This window comes from Pantoea sp. SGAir0180 (assembly GCF_043546245.1).
The window spans coordinates 1,006,246-1,025,434 of record NZ_CP028071.1 but is presented as its reverse complement, the minus strand read 5'-3'; the positions used below and the strand labels follow the sequence as shown (position 1 = coordinate 1,025,434).

15 protein-coding genes are annotated in these 19,189 nt (G+C 48.5%); 3 read left to right on the top strand and 12 right to left on the bottom strand.

Annotation, left to right across the window (positions count from 1 at the left end; translation table 11 throughout):
* Positions 1–2: 2 nt before the first annotated feature.
* The gene (locus C1N58_RS04835) at positions 3–758 is read left to right on the top strand and encodes an ABC transporter ATP-binding protein (RefSeq protein ID WP_394550494.1); all 756 of its coding nucleotides are present in this window, start codon (positions 3–5) and stop codon (positions 756–758) included.
* Between the two features lie 19 nt (positions 759–777).
* Positions 778–1,614, top strand: a complete 837-nt coding sequence (locus C1N58_RS04830) for a glycosyltransferase (protein WP_394564642.1) — start codon at positions 778–780, stop codon at positions 1,612–1,614.
* Here the strand turns inward: C1N58_RS04830 and C1N58_RS04825 are convergent.
* Entirely contained in the window at positions 1,611–2,639 is a 1,029-nt protein-coding gene (locus C1N58_RS04825) for a WavE lipopolysaccharide synthesis family protein (RefSeq protein ID WP_394550492.1), read from the bottom strand. The genes C1N58_RS04830 and C1N58_RS04825 overlap by 4 nt on opposite strands.
* 319 nt (positions 2,640–2,958) lie before the next feature.
* Here C1N58_RS04825 and C1N58_RS04820 point away from each other — a divergent pair, with 319 nt between their 5' ends.
* A complete protein-coding gene (locus tag C1N58_RS04820; RefSeq protein WP_394564641.1) occupies positions 2,959–3,951 on the top strand; it encodes a hypothetical protein in 993 nt (330 codons plus the stop codon).
* Between the two features lie 201 nt (positions 3,952–4,152).
* Here C1N58_RS04820 and galE read toward each other — a convergent pair whose 3' ends face one another.
* The 11 genes from galE to wzc all read right to left on the bottom strand — a co-directional run bounded on the left by galE (position 4,153) and on the right by wzc (position 19,179).
* Complete coding sequence (gene galE, locus C1N58_RS04815) at positions 4,153–5,166, bottom strand: UDP-glucose 4-epimerase GalE (RefSeq protein WP_205953342.1); 1,014 nt, start codon at positions 5,164–5,166, stop codon at positions 4,153–4,155.
* A 49-nt stretch (positions 5,167–5,215) separates the two neighbouring features.
* A complete protein-coding gene (gene galF, locus C1N58_RS04810) occupies positions 5,216–6,112 on the bottom strand; it encodes a UTP--glucose-1-phosphate uridylyltransferase GalF (RefSeq protein WP_006119858.1) in 897 nt (298 codons plus the stop codon).
* A 268-nt stretch (positions 6,113–6,380) separates the two neighbouring features.
* The gene (locus tag C1N58_RS04805; protein WP_033740483.1) at positions 6,381–7,721 is read right to left on the bottom strand and encodes a lipopolysaccharide biosynthesis protein; all 1,341 of its coding nucleotides are present in this window, start codon (positions 7,719–7,721) and stop codon (positions 6,381–6,383) included.
* The gene (locus C1N58_RS04800; RefSeq protein ID WP_006119862.1) at positions 7,718–8,941 is read right to left on the bottom strand and encodes a glycosyltransferase; all 1,224 of its coding nucleotides are present in this window, start codon (positions 8,939–8,941) and stop codon (positions 7,718–7,720) included. Before C1N58_RS04800 ends, C1N58_RS04805 begins: the two co-directional genes overlap by 4 nt.
* A 4-nt stretch (positions 8,942–8,945) precedes the next feature.
* Positions 8,946–10,208 (bottom strand): colanic acid biosynthesis pyruvyl transferase WcaK, encoded by a 1,263-nt coding sequence (wcaK, locus tag C1N58_RS04795; protein ID WP_039338130.1) that lies wholly within the window; start codon positions 10,206–10,208, stop codon positions 8,946–8,948.
* A 150-nt stretch (positions 10,209–10,358) separates the two neighbouring features.
* The gene (locus tag C1N58_RS04790) at positions 10,359–12,569 is read right to left on the bottom strand and encodes a phage tailspike protein (RefSeq protein ID WP_394564640.1); all 2,211 of its coding nucleotides are present in this window, start codon (positions 12,567–12,569) and stop codon (positions 10,359–10,361) included.
* 88 nt (positions 12,570–12,657) lie between these two features.
* Positions 12,658–13,692 carry a glycosyltransferase family 4 protein gene (locus tag C1N58_RS04785; protein WP_394564639.1) on the bottom strand — a complete coding sequence of 345 codons (1,035 nt, stop codon included), beginning with the start codon at positions 13,690–13,692 and terminating at the stop codon, positions 12,658–12,660.
* A 46-nt stretch (positions 13,693–13,738) separates the two neighbouring features.
* Entirely contained in the window at positions 13,739–14,491 is a 753-nt protein-coding gene (locus C1N58_RS04780; RefSeq protein ID WP_006119867.1) for a glycosyltransferase family 2 protein, read from the bottom strand.
* An 81-nt stretch (positions 14,492–14,572) separates the two neighbouring features.
* Positions 14,573–15,490: a glycosyltransferase family 2 protein gene (locus C1N58_RS04775; protein ID WP_033740494.1), complete on the bottom strand. Its 918-nt coding sequence runs from the start codon at positions 15,488–15,490 to the stop codon at positions 14,573–14,575.
* 128 nt (positions 15,491–15,618) lie between these two features.
* On the bottom strand, positions 15,619–16,755 hold the full coding sequence (locus tag C1N58_RS04770) for an EpsG family protein (RefSeq protein ID WP_006119869.1): 1,137 nt from the start codon (positions 16,753–16,755) through the stop codon (positions 15,619–15,621).
* A gap of 246 nt (positions 16,756–17,001) precedes the next feature.
* A complete protein-coding gene (wzc, locus tag C1N58_RS04765) occupies positions 17,002–19,179 on the bottom strand; it encodes a tyrosine-protein kinase Wzc (protein WP_033740496.1) in 2,178 nt (725 codons plus the stop codon).
* Positions 19,180–19,189: the final 10 nt, after the last annotated feature.

The following is a 19,189-nucleotide window of genomic DNA, read 5'->3' as shown; positions in this document are numbered from 1 at the left end:
TTATGTCCTCTTATTTGAAACTTGACAATGTTGCCGTCAGCTATCCAATCTTTGACGTCAAATCACGTTCTCTTAAAGCAAACTTTGTAAGACTGACCACTGGAGGCGTTATTTCATCAAACTCCAGACAAGTCACCGTTGACGCTTTAAAAAATATCAATTTGACATTAGAACATGGTGACCGATTAGCCTTGATAGGCCACAATGGTGCAGGAAAATCGACTCTACTTAAAACAATGGCAGGAATTTATGAGCCTACGCAGGGTGCAATAGAAAGCAAGGGGAGCATTGCTAGCTTACTCGATATTAATTTGGGTGTTAATCCCGAGTCTTCAGGACGTGAAAACATATATTCCCGTGGAATGCTTTTAGGCATGTCCAAACGCCAAATAAATGAAACAATCGATGAGATAATTGATTTTACAGATTTAGCAGACTTTATTGATCTCCCAGTAAGAACTTATTCATCGGGTATGTCAGTACGTCTTGCATTTGCCATATCGACAGCTGTGAAACCAGATATTTTGTTACTAGACGAAGTCATCGGAGCAGGCGATGCTAATTTCATGGATAAAGCACGTAAACGCATCTTAAATCTGATTGAATCCGTCGGTATATTAGTGTTTTCTTCACACTCTGAAGCTGATGTTAAATCCTTTTGTACAAAAGGGGTCGTCTTAGATGCTGGAAAGATTGTATTCAGCGGCTCAGTTGATGATGCTTACACTTTTTATGCACAATCGCGTGTAATAAGCTAATTAAGATAAGCGCAATTTAATGATACATCGTAATTTTGTTGAGGCAGATGCTGCTGTAATAATATCAGTTTACTATAAAGATAAACCTTTTCAGCTTTATTGCAGCCTCTGGAGTTTAGTAAATCAAACAGCTGACCGCTTTGTTGTCCTGATTTTTATTGACGGCAATATATCTAAAGAATTAAAACTAGTGGTGAATTTATTTTCAGAAAATCATAATTTTATTAAAGTCATTAATTCTGATATTAACAGAGGATTGGCAATCTCACTCAATGAATCAATTGATTTCTTGCTTCACAACCATCCTAATATAGAATTTTTTTTTAGGATGGATGCTGATGACATTTGCGTATTAGAAAGAATTGATTTACAAAGATCTTTTCTCATCAAGAATGAGAATATTGATGTTTTAGGTGGGAGCTGCAAAGAATTTGGTATTTATTATAAGACTATAAAAAAGTTTGGTTCCGATTTTAAAATAAAGCATAACATTATAAAAATTACTCCCTTTATTCATCCTACAGTCGTTTTTAGAAAAAGAGTTTTTGTAAAAGGTGAACGCTATCCGGTTCAGACACACCTTTCGGAGGATTTAGCATTTTGGCTTAACCTTGCTATTTCAGGTTATATTTTTCACAATATACCTGACATTGTTTTATTTTACAGACTAAACAACGCAACATTGCACCGCAGAACGGGGATAAAGAAGGCGTATTCGGAAATGTTGTACCGAATTCATTATATAAGACACACAAAAAATAGCATATTGCGAAATATCACATATAGTCTTGCGCATTTCGCAATAAGGATAATGCCAGTCGCTTTATCTAAAATAATTTACAGAATACTCCGTTAGGAAATCAATTTTTTTAGCCATTCTTTAAACCTTAATGGCATGTTTCTAATTAAAATTTGCACAATGTTATTGTTTAATAAAGTCATGAGATAAATAAATTTATTTTTACTTATCCCTTTAGATTCATAATGATTGTGAATTGTAATGTTAGAATGTAATTTTTTAAGTAACTCTATAGACTCATATGTAGAGTAGCATTGCGTGTTAAAGTAACTTCTTGCGCTTTCAAATTTAGATACACGAAGACCGATATCATCTGGATGTGCAATAATAAAATGCTCCGGAAAAACACGTTCGAATTCATCAATAATTTCTTTTGAACAGTCATTATGATACCTTATAGGGAATTTATCTTCTTTCCTATATATATAGTGTAGTGCCAACCATTGCTCAACAGCGTATTTTGACCTAAAAGCCTTTTCATTTTTATTACTTCCTACACTATGAAAATGATTTTCATACCAAACCGAATACAAGAAAGGATATTCTGGAGCAGAATAATAATCTAAAATATCTTTTTTATATCCGAACTGAAACATATCACCAATATGAAAAGGCATCCTTTCGCTGTATCTTGGATTTATTGAAAACACACTCGAAGTTATAATCCTTTTATTATTAACTCCAGAAATTTGAGGGATTTTATTTATCAAAGACCAAAGTGATAGTATATTGTCATTGACAATAATTTGATCGGTGCGTAATTTCATTACTAATGAGTTGGATGCAGCTTTAATACCAGAATAGGAGCAAGCAATTTGCTTATTAATATTATTATTAATAATAGCTGAATTTAACGTCTGAGGAAATTTTAGTGATGGCAACTCACCCTCATTTTTACATAATATGACCTTGTCAAAGTAGTTACTTTTATTGCAAGACTCTGCTAATGAAGTATCATTCGTAGATAAAATGATTTCTGGATTGTCAAAACAGCCCCTCAGCATGCTAACTGTATATTTAATATCAAATTCACTATATTGTGTACCAGCAATAACTACACTTATTTTTGGTGTTAAATTCATACGATTTGCCTATAAACTTTAATTATAAAACTCGCTATCTCATGCTTAACTATGTATATAATTAGCTTATCTTACACTTTTTATATTTAGTTGTCATATGAATACTAACCCACTGCACATTAGATAATTGAAAACATACCACGCATAGCTATTTCAAGCATCTTTTGGATGCTAAGGAAATAAACAAGTTTAAAATAATTTTTTACTGGAAAATTTAGGTGCAACCCTTATTAAATAACTGAACCATTTCAAACAAAGTGTTTAATAATTTAAACCCTGAGATAAGATTAGATTTTTAACTTTATAGACAGGAAATAAAATGGACAAAGATCAAAAGGTCGCAGTATTATTATATGGCTTCTTAAGGACTGCTGAAATAACTGCAGGATCATTACTTAACAATATAGTAGTCCCTAATAATGCTGACATTTTCTATTTTGGCCCTGACTCATCTGACAGCCCCTTAAAAATACATCAAGGTATTTTGGATAAGACTGGCTTCCTTAAAATCAATCCTAAAAATGATGCTCATGAGATCGCTGGAGGAGTTGCGACACGATTAGAAAATATTTACGGTAGTTACTTGACTTCTTATAAACTTCATGACAAGAATTTTGAACATTTTAATAATGAAGCATCATTCATCGACAAAAACCAATGGCTTTTTAGTTTAAACCCTGCAAGATTTTTTAGTATGTTTTACAATATTCACGGCGTTTTCAAGTTAATGAAAGAGTTTGAATCCCAGAATAATTTTAAATACGATAAAGTCATAATCACTCGCCCTGATCTTTCATTTTACTCTAAATTTAATCTTAGAAACATTCGCGAAGGTTTTGTATATATCCCCTCAGGAGTTGACTTTTGTCAGCATACTGGCAACAGAAATTATGGATTGGCGAAAGTTCTTGCATACAGAAATCGTTCTACTGGAAAAATGATTCCTACAAACGTAGGTTTCAATGATCAGTTACTTGTATTTTCCAGAAATTCATCAGAACTTATTGAATCTTTTTTGCCAAACTTGAAAGATTATATAACTCAGAAAGTTCCGCTGACACCCGAAACGCTTCTGTATTTTCATTTAGTTGCATGTGGAGGACTTAAGGTCAAATATACCGATGACTGGCCTTACGAAATTGTAAGATCTGATGCAGAAACTATTACTACTGTAACTGATCTAATGATTCTTGATATCATAGACCGTTATCATCCCATAGTTCAGGCTCGCATCAAGAAAAGACCAATAAAGTATTTTTTAAAGTTCGGTCGCATGCGAATAAGAGCACTAAAAAACAAATATTTTAACTAATCTATACATTTATTATTAGTAATAATAACCCCTTCTACTTGTTTTATTTTAAGACTGTCTTACTTATTCTTCCTCAATCGTGATCTATGTTCTAAAAATAAAATTTTATATAGAATAATGAATGAAAGCATTAAAATAGGATTTAATGTAAACAACCCCAGAAATTTAAAAAACCCGCATTTTTGCGGGTTTTTTTAAAAATCACTTAAACCCTTCCGGGTTCTTCGACTGCCAGTTCCACGTATCGCGCATCATCGCGTCAATCCCCCGCGTCACCCGCCAGTCCAGTTCACGGTTCGCCAGCGACGCATCCGCCCAGAACGCCGGCAGATCGCCATCGCGACGTGGTTTGATTTCATACGGAATCGGTTTGCCCGAGGCTTTTTCGAAGGCTTTGATCATCTCCAGTACGGAGAAGCCTTTGCCACCACCCAGGTTGTAGGCTTTATAACCTTCAATTTTGTCCAGATGATCCAGCGCTTTAAGGTGGCCTTCCGCAAGGTCAACGACATGAATGTAGTCACGCAGGCAGGTGCCGTCTGGCGTATCATAGTCACCGCCAAACACACCGAGCTTATCCAGACGACCGATAGCGACCTGGGCAATGTAGGGCAGCAGGTTGTTTGGAATGCCTGACGGATCTTCACCGATCTCACCCGATTCATGCGCGCCAACCGGATTGAAGTAGCGAAGCGCAATGGTTTTGAACTTCGGCTCGGCTTTGGCAAAATCACGGATAATGAATTCGACCATCAGCTTGGAGGTGCCGTACGGGCTGGTCGTCCCCCCAATTGGGGTAGTTTCAACGTAAGGTACCGGCGCGTTAGCGCCGTAAACGGTGGCAGAGGAACTGAAAATGAAGTTCCAGACGCCAGCGTTACGCATTTCTTCCAGCAGAACAACGGTACCGGCAACGTTATTTTCGTAATATTCCAGCGGCATACGCGTGGATTCACCCACCGCTTTAAGTGCGGCGAAGTGAATCACGGCAGAAATACGGTGAGAGGCAAACAGGTCGCGCAGGCAGGCGCGGTCAAGGACATCACCTTCAATAAAGGTGGCTTTCTTGCCGGCGAGTTTCTCAACACGGTTAATCGCCTCACGCGAGGCATTGCACAGATTATCCAGGACGACGACGTCGTCACCGCGCTCCAGCAGCGCCAGTACGGTATGAGAGCCGATGTAACCCGCGCCGCCTGTAACCAAAATTGCCATCTCAACTTCTCCCTTTCTGCCGCGTTAACCGCGGCGAATTATACAGTGATTACTTCGCCAGAATATGCTTGATCGCTTCGCGGAAATCACGGCCCTGCGCATTGTTTCGTAAACCGTACGAGACAAATGCCTGCATGTAACCCAACTTGCGTCCACAGTCAAAGCTGTGCCCGGTCATCAGGGACACATCGACCGTTTTTTTCTTGCTCAGGCTGGCAATCGCATCCGTTAACTGAATACGTCCCCATGCGCCCGGTTCGGTGCGTTCCAGTTCTGGCCAGATATCGGCAGAGAGGACGTAGCGCCCTACCGCCGCCAGGTCTGAGTTTAACTCAGCCGGATGCTCTGGTTTCTCAACGAAGTTACTGATGGTGCTGACGTCGCCCGGGTTTTCCAGCGGTTGTTCCGTCGTGATCACCGAGTATTCTGACAGGTCATAATCGGTCAGATGCTTCGCCAGAACCTGGCTATGACCGGTCTCTTCAAAACGCGCCACCATGGCCGCCAGATTATAACGTAAATGGTCAGCGGTAGAATCGTCCAGCAGGACATCAGGCAGGACGACAACGAACGGGTTATCGCCGATCATCGGGCGGGCACAGAGGATGGAGTGTCCCAGACCCAGTGGCTGCGCCTGACGTACGTTCATGATGGTCACGCCTGGCGGACAAATTGACTGTACTTCACTCAACAACTGGCGCTTCACGCGCGCTTCAAGCAACGCTTCAAGTTCGTACGTTGTATCGAAGTGGTTTTCCACCGCATTTTTGGACGCATGGGTGACCAGCACAATCTCTTTAATACCTGCAGCTACGCACTCGTCAACGATGTACTGAATCATTGGCTTGTCCACAACAGGCAGCATCTCTTTCGGAATGGCTTTGGTCGCCGGAAGCATATGCATGCCGAGACCCGCAACCGGGATTACTGCTTTAAGCTTGGTCATATTTATTCCATCTAATGAAGTGAAGACATGCGTCAATTATGCCGGATGGACCGGAAAAGGAAGTATAATCTTTATCTGAAAAGCCCACACTAACTCGCTGTGAAATCTTACAAATTCGGGATTTTCCCTGGGTTTTCGCCGTTTGGAAATAAAGTGCAATCCCGCAGACAAGCGAGTCTCTGGCGGTCTGAATGCAACGCCCTTTGCCTTTTTTAAGGCCAGCCATAAAACGACTCGGGCGACCCGAAGTCGCCCGTGATAATGACACTTACAGCCACTGTTCAAACCATTCCGGCATCACGAAAAGGTTGAAGTGATTGACCAGCAGCATCAGTCCCGCAAACAGTACGGAGACCGACACCCACTGTCGGGCATAGGGTATAAAACGAATGCCAATGACCGGTTTAATAAAGAACGGATGCGCCAGGGCGGAAATTAACACCTGCGAAATCGACAACGTCAGCGCGACATAGAGGACGTTCGGCCAGATAAAGGTCGTGGCCAGCACCGCCACCACCACCAGACTCGCGACGATGTTCCAGTAGAACTCCACGTTGGTGCGACCGTTAGCCTGGGAAATAGCACCAGTCAGACCGCCCATCGGGCGCAGCATGCCAAACAGCAGCATCAACGGAATGAGATGGTAAACCTGCTCATGTGAGGCACCATACAGCACGCGAACAATGACGGGTGACAAAATACCAATAGCCAGATACATCGCGCTGCTGAACAACATAATCACCAGCGTGCCCTTGAGGAACAGTTTCTTCAACTGCTCCGGATCGTGCTGCTTCTCGGCAAAGCGCGGCAGCGCCAGGCGGTTAATCACGGGCGACACCAGCTTGAGCGGTTGCAGCACCAGCTCTTTCGCCAGTGAGTAAACACCGAGCATGTCAGCGCCCATCACTTTCCCCACCACCAGCGCATCGGCCTGGGTGCGTAACTGATTAATGGTTTGCGAACCGAGCTGGTAAATTCCGTAGCGTACCGCGTTAAAAAAGGTCTGTTTGTCGAACTCCAGCGTAGGCCGCCAGGACTTCTCTCCAAGCGCAATCATGCACAAAATACGGGTGAACGCATTGATAAACAGGCCCAGAATCGCTGCCGCGACGGTGAGCGACGTAAACTCCAGCATGGCGACAACACACAGAAAGGCGAACAGCTTCGTGCCCATCTCAATTTTCGCCAGCGAAACCATGCGTTTGGTTTTGATATAGTGCGCCTGATACTGAGACAGATGACCGAGCACCAGGAAGTTGAGACTGGTCAGCATAATCAGTCCGGTTAACGCCGGCAGGTGATAGAACCAGGCAACCGGGAAAGCAATGCCCAGCATAACCAGGCCGGTACAGAAACTAATGCCGACGTTAACCCAATAGATCGTGCTCTGCTCACGGCGCGTGATGTCCTGGCGGTGTACCAGATAGCTGCTCATTCCCATGTCCTGCAGGACGCCCGCCACCGCCAGAATGGCGTTGATAATGGCCAGCAGCCCCAGTTCATGGGTTTCGAGTTTACGGGCGAGAAAACTCAGTTGCGCGACCTGCAGTACGGCTGAAAAACAGGTGCTGCCAAACAACCAAATCGCCTGTGACTTTATTCCACTCAAACCATTCGCTCCAGAATCTGTGCCAGCTCGCGGTAGGCGATATGCTGATTAAACTCGGTTTCCACTTTCTGTCTGGCGGCCGCAACAACGGGGGCAACGTCTACCTCGCCCTGGGACAGTTTCAGTAAGGTGTCGGCCAGCGCGTCAGCGTCATCTTCTTTGACCAGCCAGCCAGAAACGTTGTTTTCGATAAGTTCAGGAATACCGCTGTGGAAGGTGGAGACCACCGGCAGCCCGACCGCCATCGCCTCCATCAGCGCGACAGGAATACCTTCCATGTCGCCATCGGCGGCGGTTTTCGACGGCAGCAGGAAGATATCGGCATCACTCAGCGCCTTACGAATCTCCTCCTGCGGTTTAAAACCTGGCATGGTGACGCAATCCTGCATCGCTTCGTTCGCAATGAAGTCACGCATCATCTTATCCTGATCGCCGTTACCAATAATCGTGTACTGGAACTGACCGCCGCGCTGCTTAAGCATGGCGCTGGCTTTGACCGCGACATCCAGGCCTTTCTTCTCTGTCAGGCGGGCGACGGACACGATACGCAGCGGCGTGTGAAAACCGTCGCGCGGCTGGAAGTTGAATTTCTCAGGCTCGATGCCCATACGGGTCACGTGAATCTTTTCGGGCGGGCAGCCCATTTCGATCAACTTGTTTTGCCACAGATGGCTGATCGGTAGCATCAGCTCGCTCTGCTGAAACAGGTTGCGGTAATCCTGCTTATGCTCGTCAAGAATGTGACGACGCGAAATATCCGCGCCGTGGAAAACGGTGGCCTGTTTGCCCTTCAGAATACCCAGTTCGCGAAGTTTATTTGCCAGCGCACCGGCATAGCCGAAGTGCACCAGGAACACATCCGCTTCATAGGTCTGACGCGCATTGGCGACAATGGCGGGAAGCAGCAGTTTGCTTGACTGTGCGCCATAGCGGCGCACGTTAAGCGAACGTAATAAGGATGCCCGGGTGATTTTAGGCAAAACCAGTTTCAGGCGTTGTCCCAGCTTGTCCGTCAGCGACACTTTTTCTTCTGGCAGCAGGTAGTGCGTTTTTGCTGCCAGGCCGTACTCATCAAACGCGCCATGCCGGTTGACCAGATCCCCCGGAAATACCGAGATGATCTCAACGTCATAGCCCGCATCAATAAAATGAGTGACCTGGTTCAGAACAAATGTTTCAGAGGCAACCGGGAAACGCATCGTGAAAAAAGTCAGTTTCATCACATCATCCTATTACGTTTAGAATCTCTTCAGTGATTCGGTTACCCACTTCCCTTTCGTGCGCCACGGCAGCAGCAACGTTTTGCTTGATCGCGTCGTAGTCGGCGAGGACGCTCTGCACCTTGTCGATCAGGGAACCGTCCATCAGGCTCTGCACATCGGTCGCCATCTGCGGCAGGCCTAACTGATTCATGACGCCCATGGATTTGTGCTCATAGTTAATCGCTACGGCAGGCGTGCCGAAGTTCATCGAGATAATGGCAGAGTGCAGACGGGTACCAATGGTGAGATGACACTCGCTGAGCAGCACACCCAGTTCCAGGTCATTAAACTCGTCCATCACGACGTGATAATGCTCAGACTGTTGTACGTGGTCACGCAGGGTCAGCGCGACCATGCGGTCATCTTTGGCGTAGCTGTCGATACCGGTGCAGGTAGACAGGGCGACGACCTGATAACCGCTCGCGATCATCGCGTTAATCACCCGGCCAAATGCGGCTTCATAGTCTTGCTGCGTGACGCCCAAACGCTTATCAAAGGGGGCCAGTTCGCGTACCGTGATGGCAATGGTTTTACGCGCGCGGATCACGCTCTGCCAGTGTTGCAGGCTGTGGCTGGGGTTTTCCACTTCACGGGCACGAACCAGAAACGCTGTATCCACACCGGCCACCACTTTCGAGCTGGTAACGCCATCCCGCTTCATCAGATCCAGACTGACCGATTCACGCAGAATAAGCTTGTCCACCCGATCAAACACAAAATTTGCCAGTTGGTTGGTGCGCGCATTCTGGAACGGACCGACCGAGTGACCAATCAGGTAAATAGGTTTTTTGGCTAACAGAGCACAAAGCGCATGGTCAAACTGCGTTACGCCATAGAGGTCGACAAAGAATGAGCCACCTACCTGAATGATGGCATCATAATCCTTCAGGCTTTCCGTAAAGGCTTTAAGGTGCGGCGGCACGGAAAATGACTTGTAAGGACCGCCCTTACCCAGGTGTGCCATCATGATGTTCGGCATCAGACGGTTCGCTACCTTACGTTTGACCGAGCCAATCAGGCCCTTCCCCGAGGAGTTGTTATGCAGGAACAGCTTGTCCTGCTGAATATGTTGCTGAAGCAGATAACCGGAGCTGGTTGGATAACGGCTAATCACATCAATATCGACATCGTTGCGTGCGGCCTGAATTGAATCAATCAGTCCACGCAGAATCGCGCCATCCCCACGATTCCCACAGGTATGGTTACCCACCAATAAAATTTTCATAAAAACTCCGAATTAAATTTTTTCTAATTCTGACAACCGCCCAGTTCCGAAACGGGCAAAATGAACACTGATAAAAAACAGCAATAACGTGCACGCCAACAGCCCAGATCCTGTTGGCCCTGGCTGCCGCTAAGGGCAGCCCTCTCTCAATTACGCTTTAATGGCAAAATAGGGCAAGGCAACGGTTTTACCGTTAATGACCACCGACACGAAACCTTCTGGTTTACGGGTGTCCACGTTGTCAGCCGACAGCGCGCGGGAAGCCAGCAGGAGATCGCCTTGCTCATTTGCGCCGACGCCCGCTTTGCCGTTGTGCAGACTAAAGCGCTGCGGTGCAGCATGGCTGCTACTGTCGGGCGTGGCTTTAGCCATTTTGGCATCGACCCGCGCGCAGCGGCCGGTCACAAAACGGTCCTTCGCGGTGCTTTTAATCATGATGGCAGCAGAAGGCGTCCAGCCTGCCAGCCTGATAAAGACCTGTGTATCGGTGTCGGTTTTCGCCACGTAACGCACGTCCAGCACCGGGCTGCTGCCTTCCGCTGACCAGCTGGCTTCAGCATGATCTTTCTTACGCTGTACATGAATCACCGCGCGACCACCGGTGTTTCTGCCGTCGATCAGATTCATCAGCGGTTCGCTGTCCGTGCCGTTGTTAAACTGCGACTGGCCGAAGACCTCGATTTCCCACGAGTCACCGACAGTAGGAGAATAAAGGTTAGCCAGTTCGTACCACACGGGCTGACTGGTGTTGTTTTCCAGCGACCAGCGCGAAGTGAGATAGTTGTATTTCAGGCTGCCATCAATCGCGACGCCGTAGGATTCAACGCGGGTCGATCCCATCTCCCAGGCGCTTAACCAGCGATCGCCCTGCTCTGAGTTATCAATCCAGCTCCCCGACTGCAGGTTGGTCTGGCGCGTATTCAGGCGCGAGTGCCAGGCGATAAGCGGGTTTTTGCAATCTTCCAGGCTGAGCGCATCAATAATCCACTGACCATTGGAGATATCGCCGGGATTGTCGCAGTGTTCAATCCAGCCGTTATGAATCAGCGACTGACTGCAGCGCGGCAGATTCAGGACCTTGCCACCTTTACAGTGCTGCGCATTGAAGTTGGAAAGCTCAATCGCCGTGCTGTGATCCCAGTTGCCCTTCTTCTGTCCTGACCAGCCGGCCTGAATGACATCACCGGTACAGGCCGAGGCGTACCACTGGTCAATTTTACAGTCCAGCGTATCCAGCAGGCTCAGCGCGGTGCCACCAACGTTGTTGAAACGCAGACAGGCCCCCCGGAAGAATTGCCCTCCCGGACAGGTATTGCGGAACAGGCCCTGCCTGTTCGGCTTCGTATCGGTATTGCCATTGAAAATCAGGTTGGAGATTTCCACCCAGCGGGCGCTGACCTCAAACACAAACGGGGATTGACCATCAGAAACGATGGTGGTCGCCGGGAAGTAGCCGAAGTTGACCATGGCCCCGGAGATACGGAAAAAGCGACGCTGTTCTTCGCCAAAGTCACAGCCTGTCACGAAGAAGGTGCCTGCCGGGAACTGGACACAGATAGGCTGATCGCTCTGTTGCGACCACTGATACATGGCTTTAATGGCGGGCGCGCTGTCGGTTTTGCCGTCGGCGATCGCGCCGAAGTCAAACAGCGACAGCCGGTTAAAGTCATCCACCACGCGGCGCCAGTGAAAGCCGTCGCCGCTGAAAATCACGCCCTGATCGTCCTGAGCGGGTTGAAAACTGCCAACAAACTCGCCCCCGCCTACTTCCAGGCCGGGATGCCAGCTCTTCAGCTTAATCTTTGCCCCTTCAAACAGCGGCCGCGTTTTACGCAGATCATCGACAGAAGGAATTTCCCCGATGAGCTGATAACCGGCAGGCTGCGCCAGACGCTGACTAAAAGCGGCCTGACCCGGCTGACTGACATCCGGAATGTTGAATACGGTCTGTCCGTTGCTGTCCTCCAGCGCCATGGCGTGCGACGGATTAGCGATAAGCGCCGCATTGTCTTTGACGAACTGATCAAAATTGCCTTTGTTCAGCGTAATCGGCTGGGTGATTTGCGCCAGATTGCCGTTGGCATCGCGCAAAAAGACCGGAATCTGGTTACCGGGCTGGCGGGCATCGCTGCCTGCTTTGCCAATCCACAGCTTCCCCTGAAAATTTTGCCAAAACTGCGGTGGCATGGCGTACACATTTTCAGGGGTAAGAATGGGAACATCCCCTTTCGGGATCGCCGTTGCATCAACCGATTTCAGCGCCAGGCCCGTATTTTTGGCGGCATAACTGGAAAACGTGCTCACGGAAAGCGCACCGACAAGGGCGGAGGCTGCGGTTTGCAAGACTTCTCTTCTTTTCATGCAGTAAATCCCGTCGTCATGAAGGCCGTAAACTCAGCCATAAAAGGTGTCCCATGAGGCACAGCAAAAATGAGCATCTCCAGCCCGTTTACACCAGCGCCAGCCAGCTTTGTTTAATCTGCTTGCCGTCAAATCTCAGCGCAGTGTGTTGGGTTTTTTCGCTCATGGCGTAGAACAAGGCATCATCGCTCGCCAGTTGCTCCATCCGCGCCAGAAATTCGCTTTTCTTGTTCATTGGCACCAGGAAGCCGTCTTCACCGTGATTGATGATCTCCTGAGGACCCGTCGGGCAGTCATACGCCACCACCGGCAACGACCACGATTTGGCTTCCAGCAAAACCAGCGGTAAACCTTCATAACGCGAGGTCATCAGCGCCATATCGCTGTCGCGATAGTAGTCGTTGATGTTGCTGACTTTGCCGACGAACTTCACGCTGGAGGTGATGCCCAGCACAGCAGCCTGATCGTGCAACTGCTGGCGCAGCTCGCCGTCACCGGCAATGACCAGGGTCCAGTCTGGATGGGCTTTGGCAAAGTCGCGCCAGATATCCAGTAGCAGGTCAAAACCCTTTTGATTGTCCAGACGGCCGACTGCCAGCGCCTGGCGATGACGCGAGGTGCGTTGCCAGGCTTTGTATACGACCGGGTTGGGGATGGTCTGGCTGGGAATGTGCCAGCGCTGAAAGACCTGATGATCTTTATCCGTCAACACAATCACGCGGTCGTAGTAGCGCAGAAGCAGGAATTTGAGGAATTTAATGGGCTTGCTAAAGGAGTTGATGGCCACGTGCTCACAGGCATAGGCTTTGAAACGTTTCTTTTTAAACGTCATCAGATTCCAGAACGCAAACATCACGCTCAGGCGGCCCATGCTGATCAAAAACACGGTATCAAAGCCTTCCTGCTGGATACGTGCCACCGCACTTTTAATCGGGTTACTTTCCCCTTCAAAGCTGACGATGCGCTTAACCTTTTCAAACGGGTAAAACGGCTGACCGAGCCCTTCCAGCGAGTAAATGGTGACGTCGTGCTCATCACCGAGGCATTCCGACATAAAGTTACAGATATTCTCGGTGCCGGCATACGAGTAAGCGTCTTTGATCACCAGGACGATTTTTTTCATGAAACGTTATCTACCTCAAAGTTTACAGACAATCCTGCCGATCGGCTTAACGGTGTTTCAGGCTAAAAAGCACACCGTTCACCATATACCAGGCGTAATAGTAATAGATTTTTAACGGATTGTTTTTATAGATAATTCTTAATAGTTCGAGGTGCCATTTCGCGGCTTTATTTTTATTACGCGACAGAGAATCGCCCAGCTCATAATAATTCACCAGAATTGTCTGAATTATCCTGGCCTGTTTATAACGGCTAAACAGTTCGTAGAGGAAAAGGAAGTCTTCATGACCTTTGCGCTGGAAAAAAATACCGCCTGGTGGACGGCGAAAGCACACGGAAGAGAAGCAGACACGGTACTGTTTTTTTACGAAGTTGTCCTGCTGTAAATACGGCTTCGAGTAGCGGATATCGTGGTCAGCTTTGCGGGTTTTATAATGATATTCGGTAATAACCAGATTATCCCCATCGGCTATCGCCTGCATCTGCTGACGCAGTTTATCACTGTGCCATTCATCATCGCTGTCCAGAAAAGCAATGATCTCTTCTTTGGCCGCGCGCAAGCCGACATTGCGGGTTTCGGCTGCGCCCATGTTCACGGCATTGTCCAGAATCGTAATACGCGGATCCTGGCACTGTTCTGTTACCCAGGCGAGGGAGTCATCGGTGGATTTATCGTTGATCAGATAGAGGTGCCAGTCCTGATAGGTTTGATTTAACACGGACTGCACGGCGCGTAATACCGTCTGGCGGGCATTATACATAGGCATCACGATGCCAACGGTACCAGAGTGATTAGTCATTTTCATACCTGAATAAATAAAAAGACGGAGCAACCGGGAGAGGCTTCCGGCAGCACAGAAACGTCACAACATTTAAGAGAATCAGGAAAGTGCCTTTTCACCGCCAAAACGCGCTTTCAGCTTGTCTTTCACGCGGTTGAGAAAGTAGGTGCGATTGTCTTTATTAGTGAGCAAGAAATAGCGGGCAAAACTCACGCTCGCCATCAGGGCGTTGCCATCCATTTTGTAGCGCAGCGGCAGCTTAAAGGCTTTATAGGTGTGAATATCACGCGCGGTAAGGTGCGGCTTCATGGTATCCAGCCAGAACAGGGAGTACTTGACCGATTCCCCTTTGTGCTTTGAACCGAACGAGGTCACCAGATGATAGTTCGCCAGCGGCGCGTCAATCATCTCGAACCGGTAACCCATCCGATCGGCACGGATACAGAAGTCATAATCCTGATGGCGAATAAAGCGCGCATCGAACTGAATTTTGGCGGCATCTTCACGCTTCAGCACAATCGTGCTGGTTTGAATGAAGCCATAACAACCGAACAGATATTCCGCCACCGTTTCATTTTCAGCAGGCGGCTGCATTGGCATGACTTTCAGGAACGCGCCGTCCTGATAGATATTCACCTGGCTGAAGATAATGGTCTTGTCTTTGCCCTGCGCCTCAAGTTCGGCAATTTTTTTTGTGACCTGCAGTAGCTTATCGGCGTGCCATTCATCGTCGGCATCCAGGAAGCTGACATAGTCGCCCGTGGCCAGTTCAATGCCTTTGTTACGCGCACCTGCGCCATTCAGCTTGACCTCTGACAACACCAGGTTGATGTCCAGGTCCTGGTAACGCTCGCTGCGAACCACCTCGGCGAGCGCGGCGGCATCCGCCGATTTGTCATCAACGATGATGACCTCGAAATGACGATACGTCTGTGCTTTAACGCAATCCAGCGTCGTGACAATCGATTCTGACGCGTTATAAGCCGGAATTACGATGGAGAAACGAATGTCCTTCATTGCCAGCACCTCATTAAAATAGTTCAAAAATAAACAATTCAATCGACAAAGGTCGAAGAAAAACCTGTGTTCTGACTGGCAACCGCCCCTGCGTGACGCCTTTCACGGCAGGACGATCGCCGGGTTGATTAGCGAGTCAACCAAAACTCCTGCGCCACTTCGTAGCCGACAACCGCCTGTTTGGTGGAGATGGTGTTGTAGTAGAGGTAATAGAGCAGGAAGAAAACCAGCATGCCAAACAGTGCGGGCTTCCAGACGCGCCTGGCCTGAAAGATGAGCGAGGTCAGAATAATCGGCTCGACCTGTTGCAAATAGTTGGACAGACGTGAACCCGACGGGAAGTTGTACAGGAAGATCCTGATCGCCCCGCCGATAGCAAAACTTAAAATCAGCAGATAGTTAAGACGGTACTGGGCGTAATTTTCGCGCTTCAGCTCTTCCGTCAGCATGAAATAGAAAAAGATAAACACCAGCATAATGTTTTTCAGGTTCGAGACTGACAGGATACTGCCATCCATTGCGTAGGACGGGTCGTTGTTATAGCCCGATGCCCTTTCACCCAGTGACCCCAAATGACCGGCAATCAGCGCGATAAAGCTGGAACCGCCGACAACGGAGAGCGGCAGACTGAAGAGAATGATAACTACCGGCCACCAGCGCCAGTCACGAATAAACAGGAACGGCACCAGCGTCACCACCATAACGGCGGTGTTGTGGCTCATAAAGGACAGAATAAAAAAGGTAAATGCCCACCAGTAACGCTTGAGGTAAATGGACCACAGCACACCCAGGAACAGCGCGGAGCTCAGGCCAAAGCGAATCTGGTTTATGTCTTTGTTAATAAAGATGTGCGCGGAATACAGCGCCAGCGCCAGCACCGGATAGGGTGACATCTTCTTAAAGAAGTAGGTATTTATGGAAACTGCAATGGCACAAAACACAAACAGAAAGACGCTGGCATTGTGCGAAAACAGGCTGGTCAGCCAGGCCATGGCGAAAATCAGCGGTTCGTAACGGAAAAAAGCGACGGTATTAAAAAAGCCGTTAATCTGAATGCGTCGTACGAAGTCCTCGAAGAAACTCCGGTACTGAAAGTCATCCATGCCGGTGCCCAGACCGCGAATACCGCCGAAAACAATCAAAATCATGGCAGCAATACAGAGCAGCCAGGTTAAAGCGTAATTTGTGCGTTCGTCTTTTTTAACCAGGATTTCGAACAGCGAAAGCAGCAGCAAAAAACCTGATATTGACCAATATGGAGCCATGGTGTGATTCCTTAAATCCACAAGTTCACATGCCAACAGTGGCCAGCGCTGAAGCCCTTCCAGGCGGCTGTCTCAGCGGGTCTGCGTGAAAGACCAGGGCATGTTGATGATGAATTCTGATGATTGACGTGAGATCGTCGCTTATTGTGCGTTCTATCCAGAATCATCTGTGCAAATCGTTGCGTGTCGTCATCGCAAGCCAGCGATCAAAAGGGGCGGTGAAACCCGCCCCTTCTCACTTAGCGCTTAGCTTTTCGTGGGTTTACCGTATTCGTAGTCGTAGTAGTCGTAGCCGTAACCATAAGAGTTAGCGGCTTTGCGTACCACGGCGTTCAGAATCACCCCTTTAATTTCGATACCGTTCTGGGCAAAGCGTTTGAAGCTGACATCCACTTCTTTCGTGGTGTTAGTTTCGAAACGCGCCACCATCAGCGACGTACCGGCCAGTTTGCCGATAATGGACGCGTCGGTAACGGCCAGAATCGGCGGTGTATCAATCAGGACCAGATCGTAGTTTTTGCTTGCCCAGTCCAGCAGTTCACTCATACGGCGATGCATTAACAGCTCCGACGGGTTCGGCGGCACCTGACCACGTGGCAGGAAATCAAACCCGTACGCGCCCTGCTGAATCATGGCCGGGCTAAACTCCGTTTTGCCGGACAGGACGTTTGACAGCCCGGATTTGTTATCGGCACCCAGCAGTTCGTGGGTATAACCCCGGCGCATATCACCGTCGATAAACAGCACTTTCTGACCGGCTTTAGCCACCAGCGTCGCCAGGTTGACACAGATAAAGGTTTTACCAATGCCCGGGCTGGCTCCGGTAATCATCAGGATGTTGTTTTTCGCCTCCATCATGGCGAAGTGCAGGCTGGTACGCAGGCTACGAATCGCTTCAATGGACAGATCGGTCGGATTACCCAGCGCCAGCAGCGTGTCATGCGGATCGGTTTTCACCTTGTGACCACGACGTGCCAGCGCCTCGGTGTCTTTCTTACGCTGCCAGTCGGAGAGCGGTACGCTGGCATAGACGTTCATGCCCAGCTCTTCCAGCTGTTCTGGATTTTCGATGCCGTGATGCAACAGGGCTTTAAGCAGAACCACGCCCACGGAAACCATCAGGCCCAGGATAAAGCTGGCGGCGATAATCAACAGCTTCTTCGGTGCTACCGGTGCGTTAGCGGTGGCCGCCTGGTCGATGATGCGAACATCACCCACGGTACTGGCCTTGCTGATGCTCAGCTCTTGCTGACGGTTAAGCAGCTGCATGTAGATTTCCTGGCCTGACTGCACATCGCGGGTCAGACGCAGAATCTCTTGCTGGGTTTTCGGCATCTGCGCAATTTTCTTGTTTAACTCAGCCTGCTCATCTTCCAGCGTTTTACGCTTCTCAAGCAGCGCACGATAGGTCGGGTGATCTTTGGTAAACAGCTGCGACACTTCGGCTTCACGGAAGGTCAGCTCGTTAAGCTGGCTCTGTACGCTGACGGAAGAATCCAGTGCCGATTTCGCTTCCAGTGAGAGGTCAACGGATTCATTCGCGCGGCGGAAGGCGTTCAGCTTATCTTCAGCCTGATCCAGTTTGGCACGGACTTCAGGCAGTTGCGTTTTCAGGAACTCCAGGCTTTTCTCCGCCTGCTCAGATTTACGCTGAACGTTCTGCAACAGGTAGTTGTTGACGATCTGGTTCAGCACCTTACTGATCTGATCCGGGTCTTCACCCACATACTGCAGGCCCAGCACGCCAGTATCTTTTCCTTTATCCGCGACGGTCAGGTTAGACAGGATGCTGTTAATCGCCTGCAACTCATTCAGTTTGGTGACGGTAAATGTGGTGCCGGGTTCAGCATTGATATCGCTGACCAGCATGCTGACATCACCGTGTTTTTCAAACTGCCCGACTTTTCCTTTAAACAGCTCATCCCCGTCAGCCGAAACGGTGTAGCTGTCTTTTCCGGTCACTTCCAGCTTAACGCTGCGTTTGTCGATAGTGCGTGGGATCTCCAGACGGGAAACCGCGACCTCGCCCGGTTTATTGCCCATCAGGCGCGACAGACCTTTACCGATAACCGGGAAATAGTTCTGTGAGACCACCGCGTCCAGACCGAGGTCCTGAACGGTTTTGCCCAGCACCATGCGTGATTCCAGAATCTGAATCTCAGTGTCAGAAGCAGGCGTGGTCGGCATCAGCGTTTGCAGTTCATTCAGAACGGTGCTGGTGTTCTTTTGCTCAACCTGAACCATCGCATCGGCGCTGTAAATGGGTGTTGCAAACAGGGTGTAAAGGGTTGCCACCAGCATGAAAAAAGCGGTCACAGCGACGATCACCCACCGGTGATCAATCAGCTGTCCCACAAGGTGTGCCAGATCCCATCCATTCGATTCCTCGCGTGGCGCGGTCATGACTTTATTTTTACTATTCATGGATAATCCC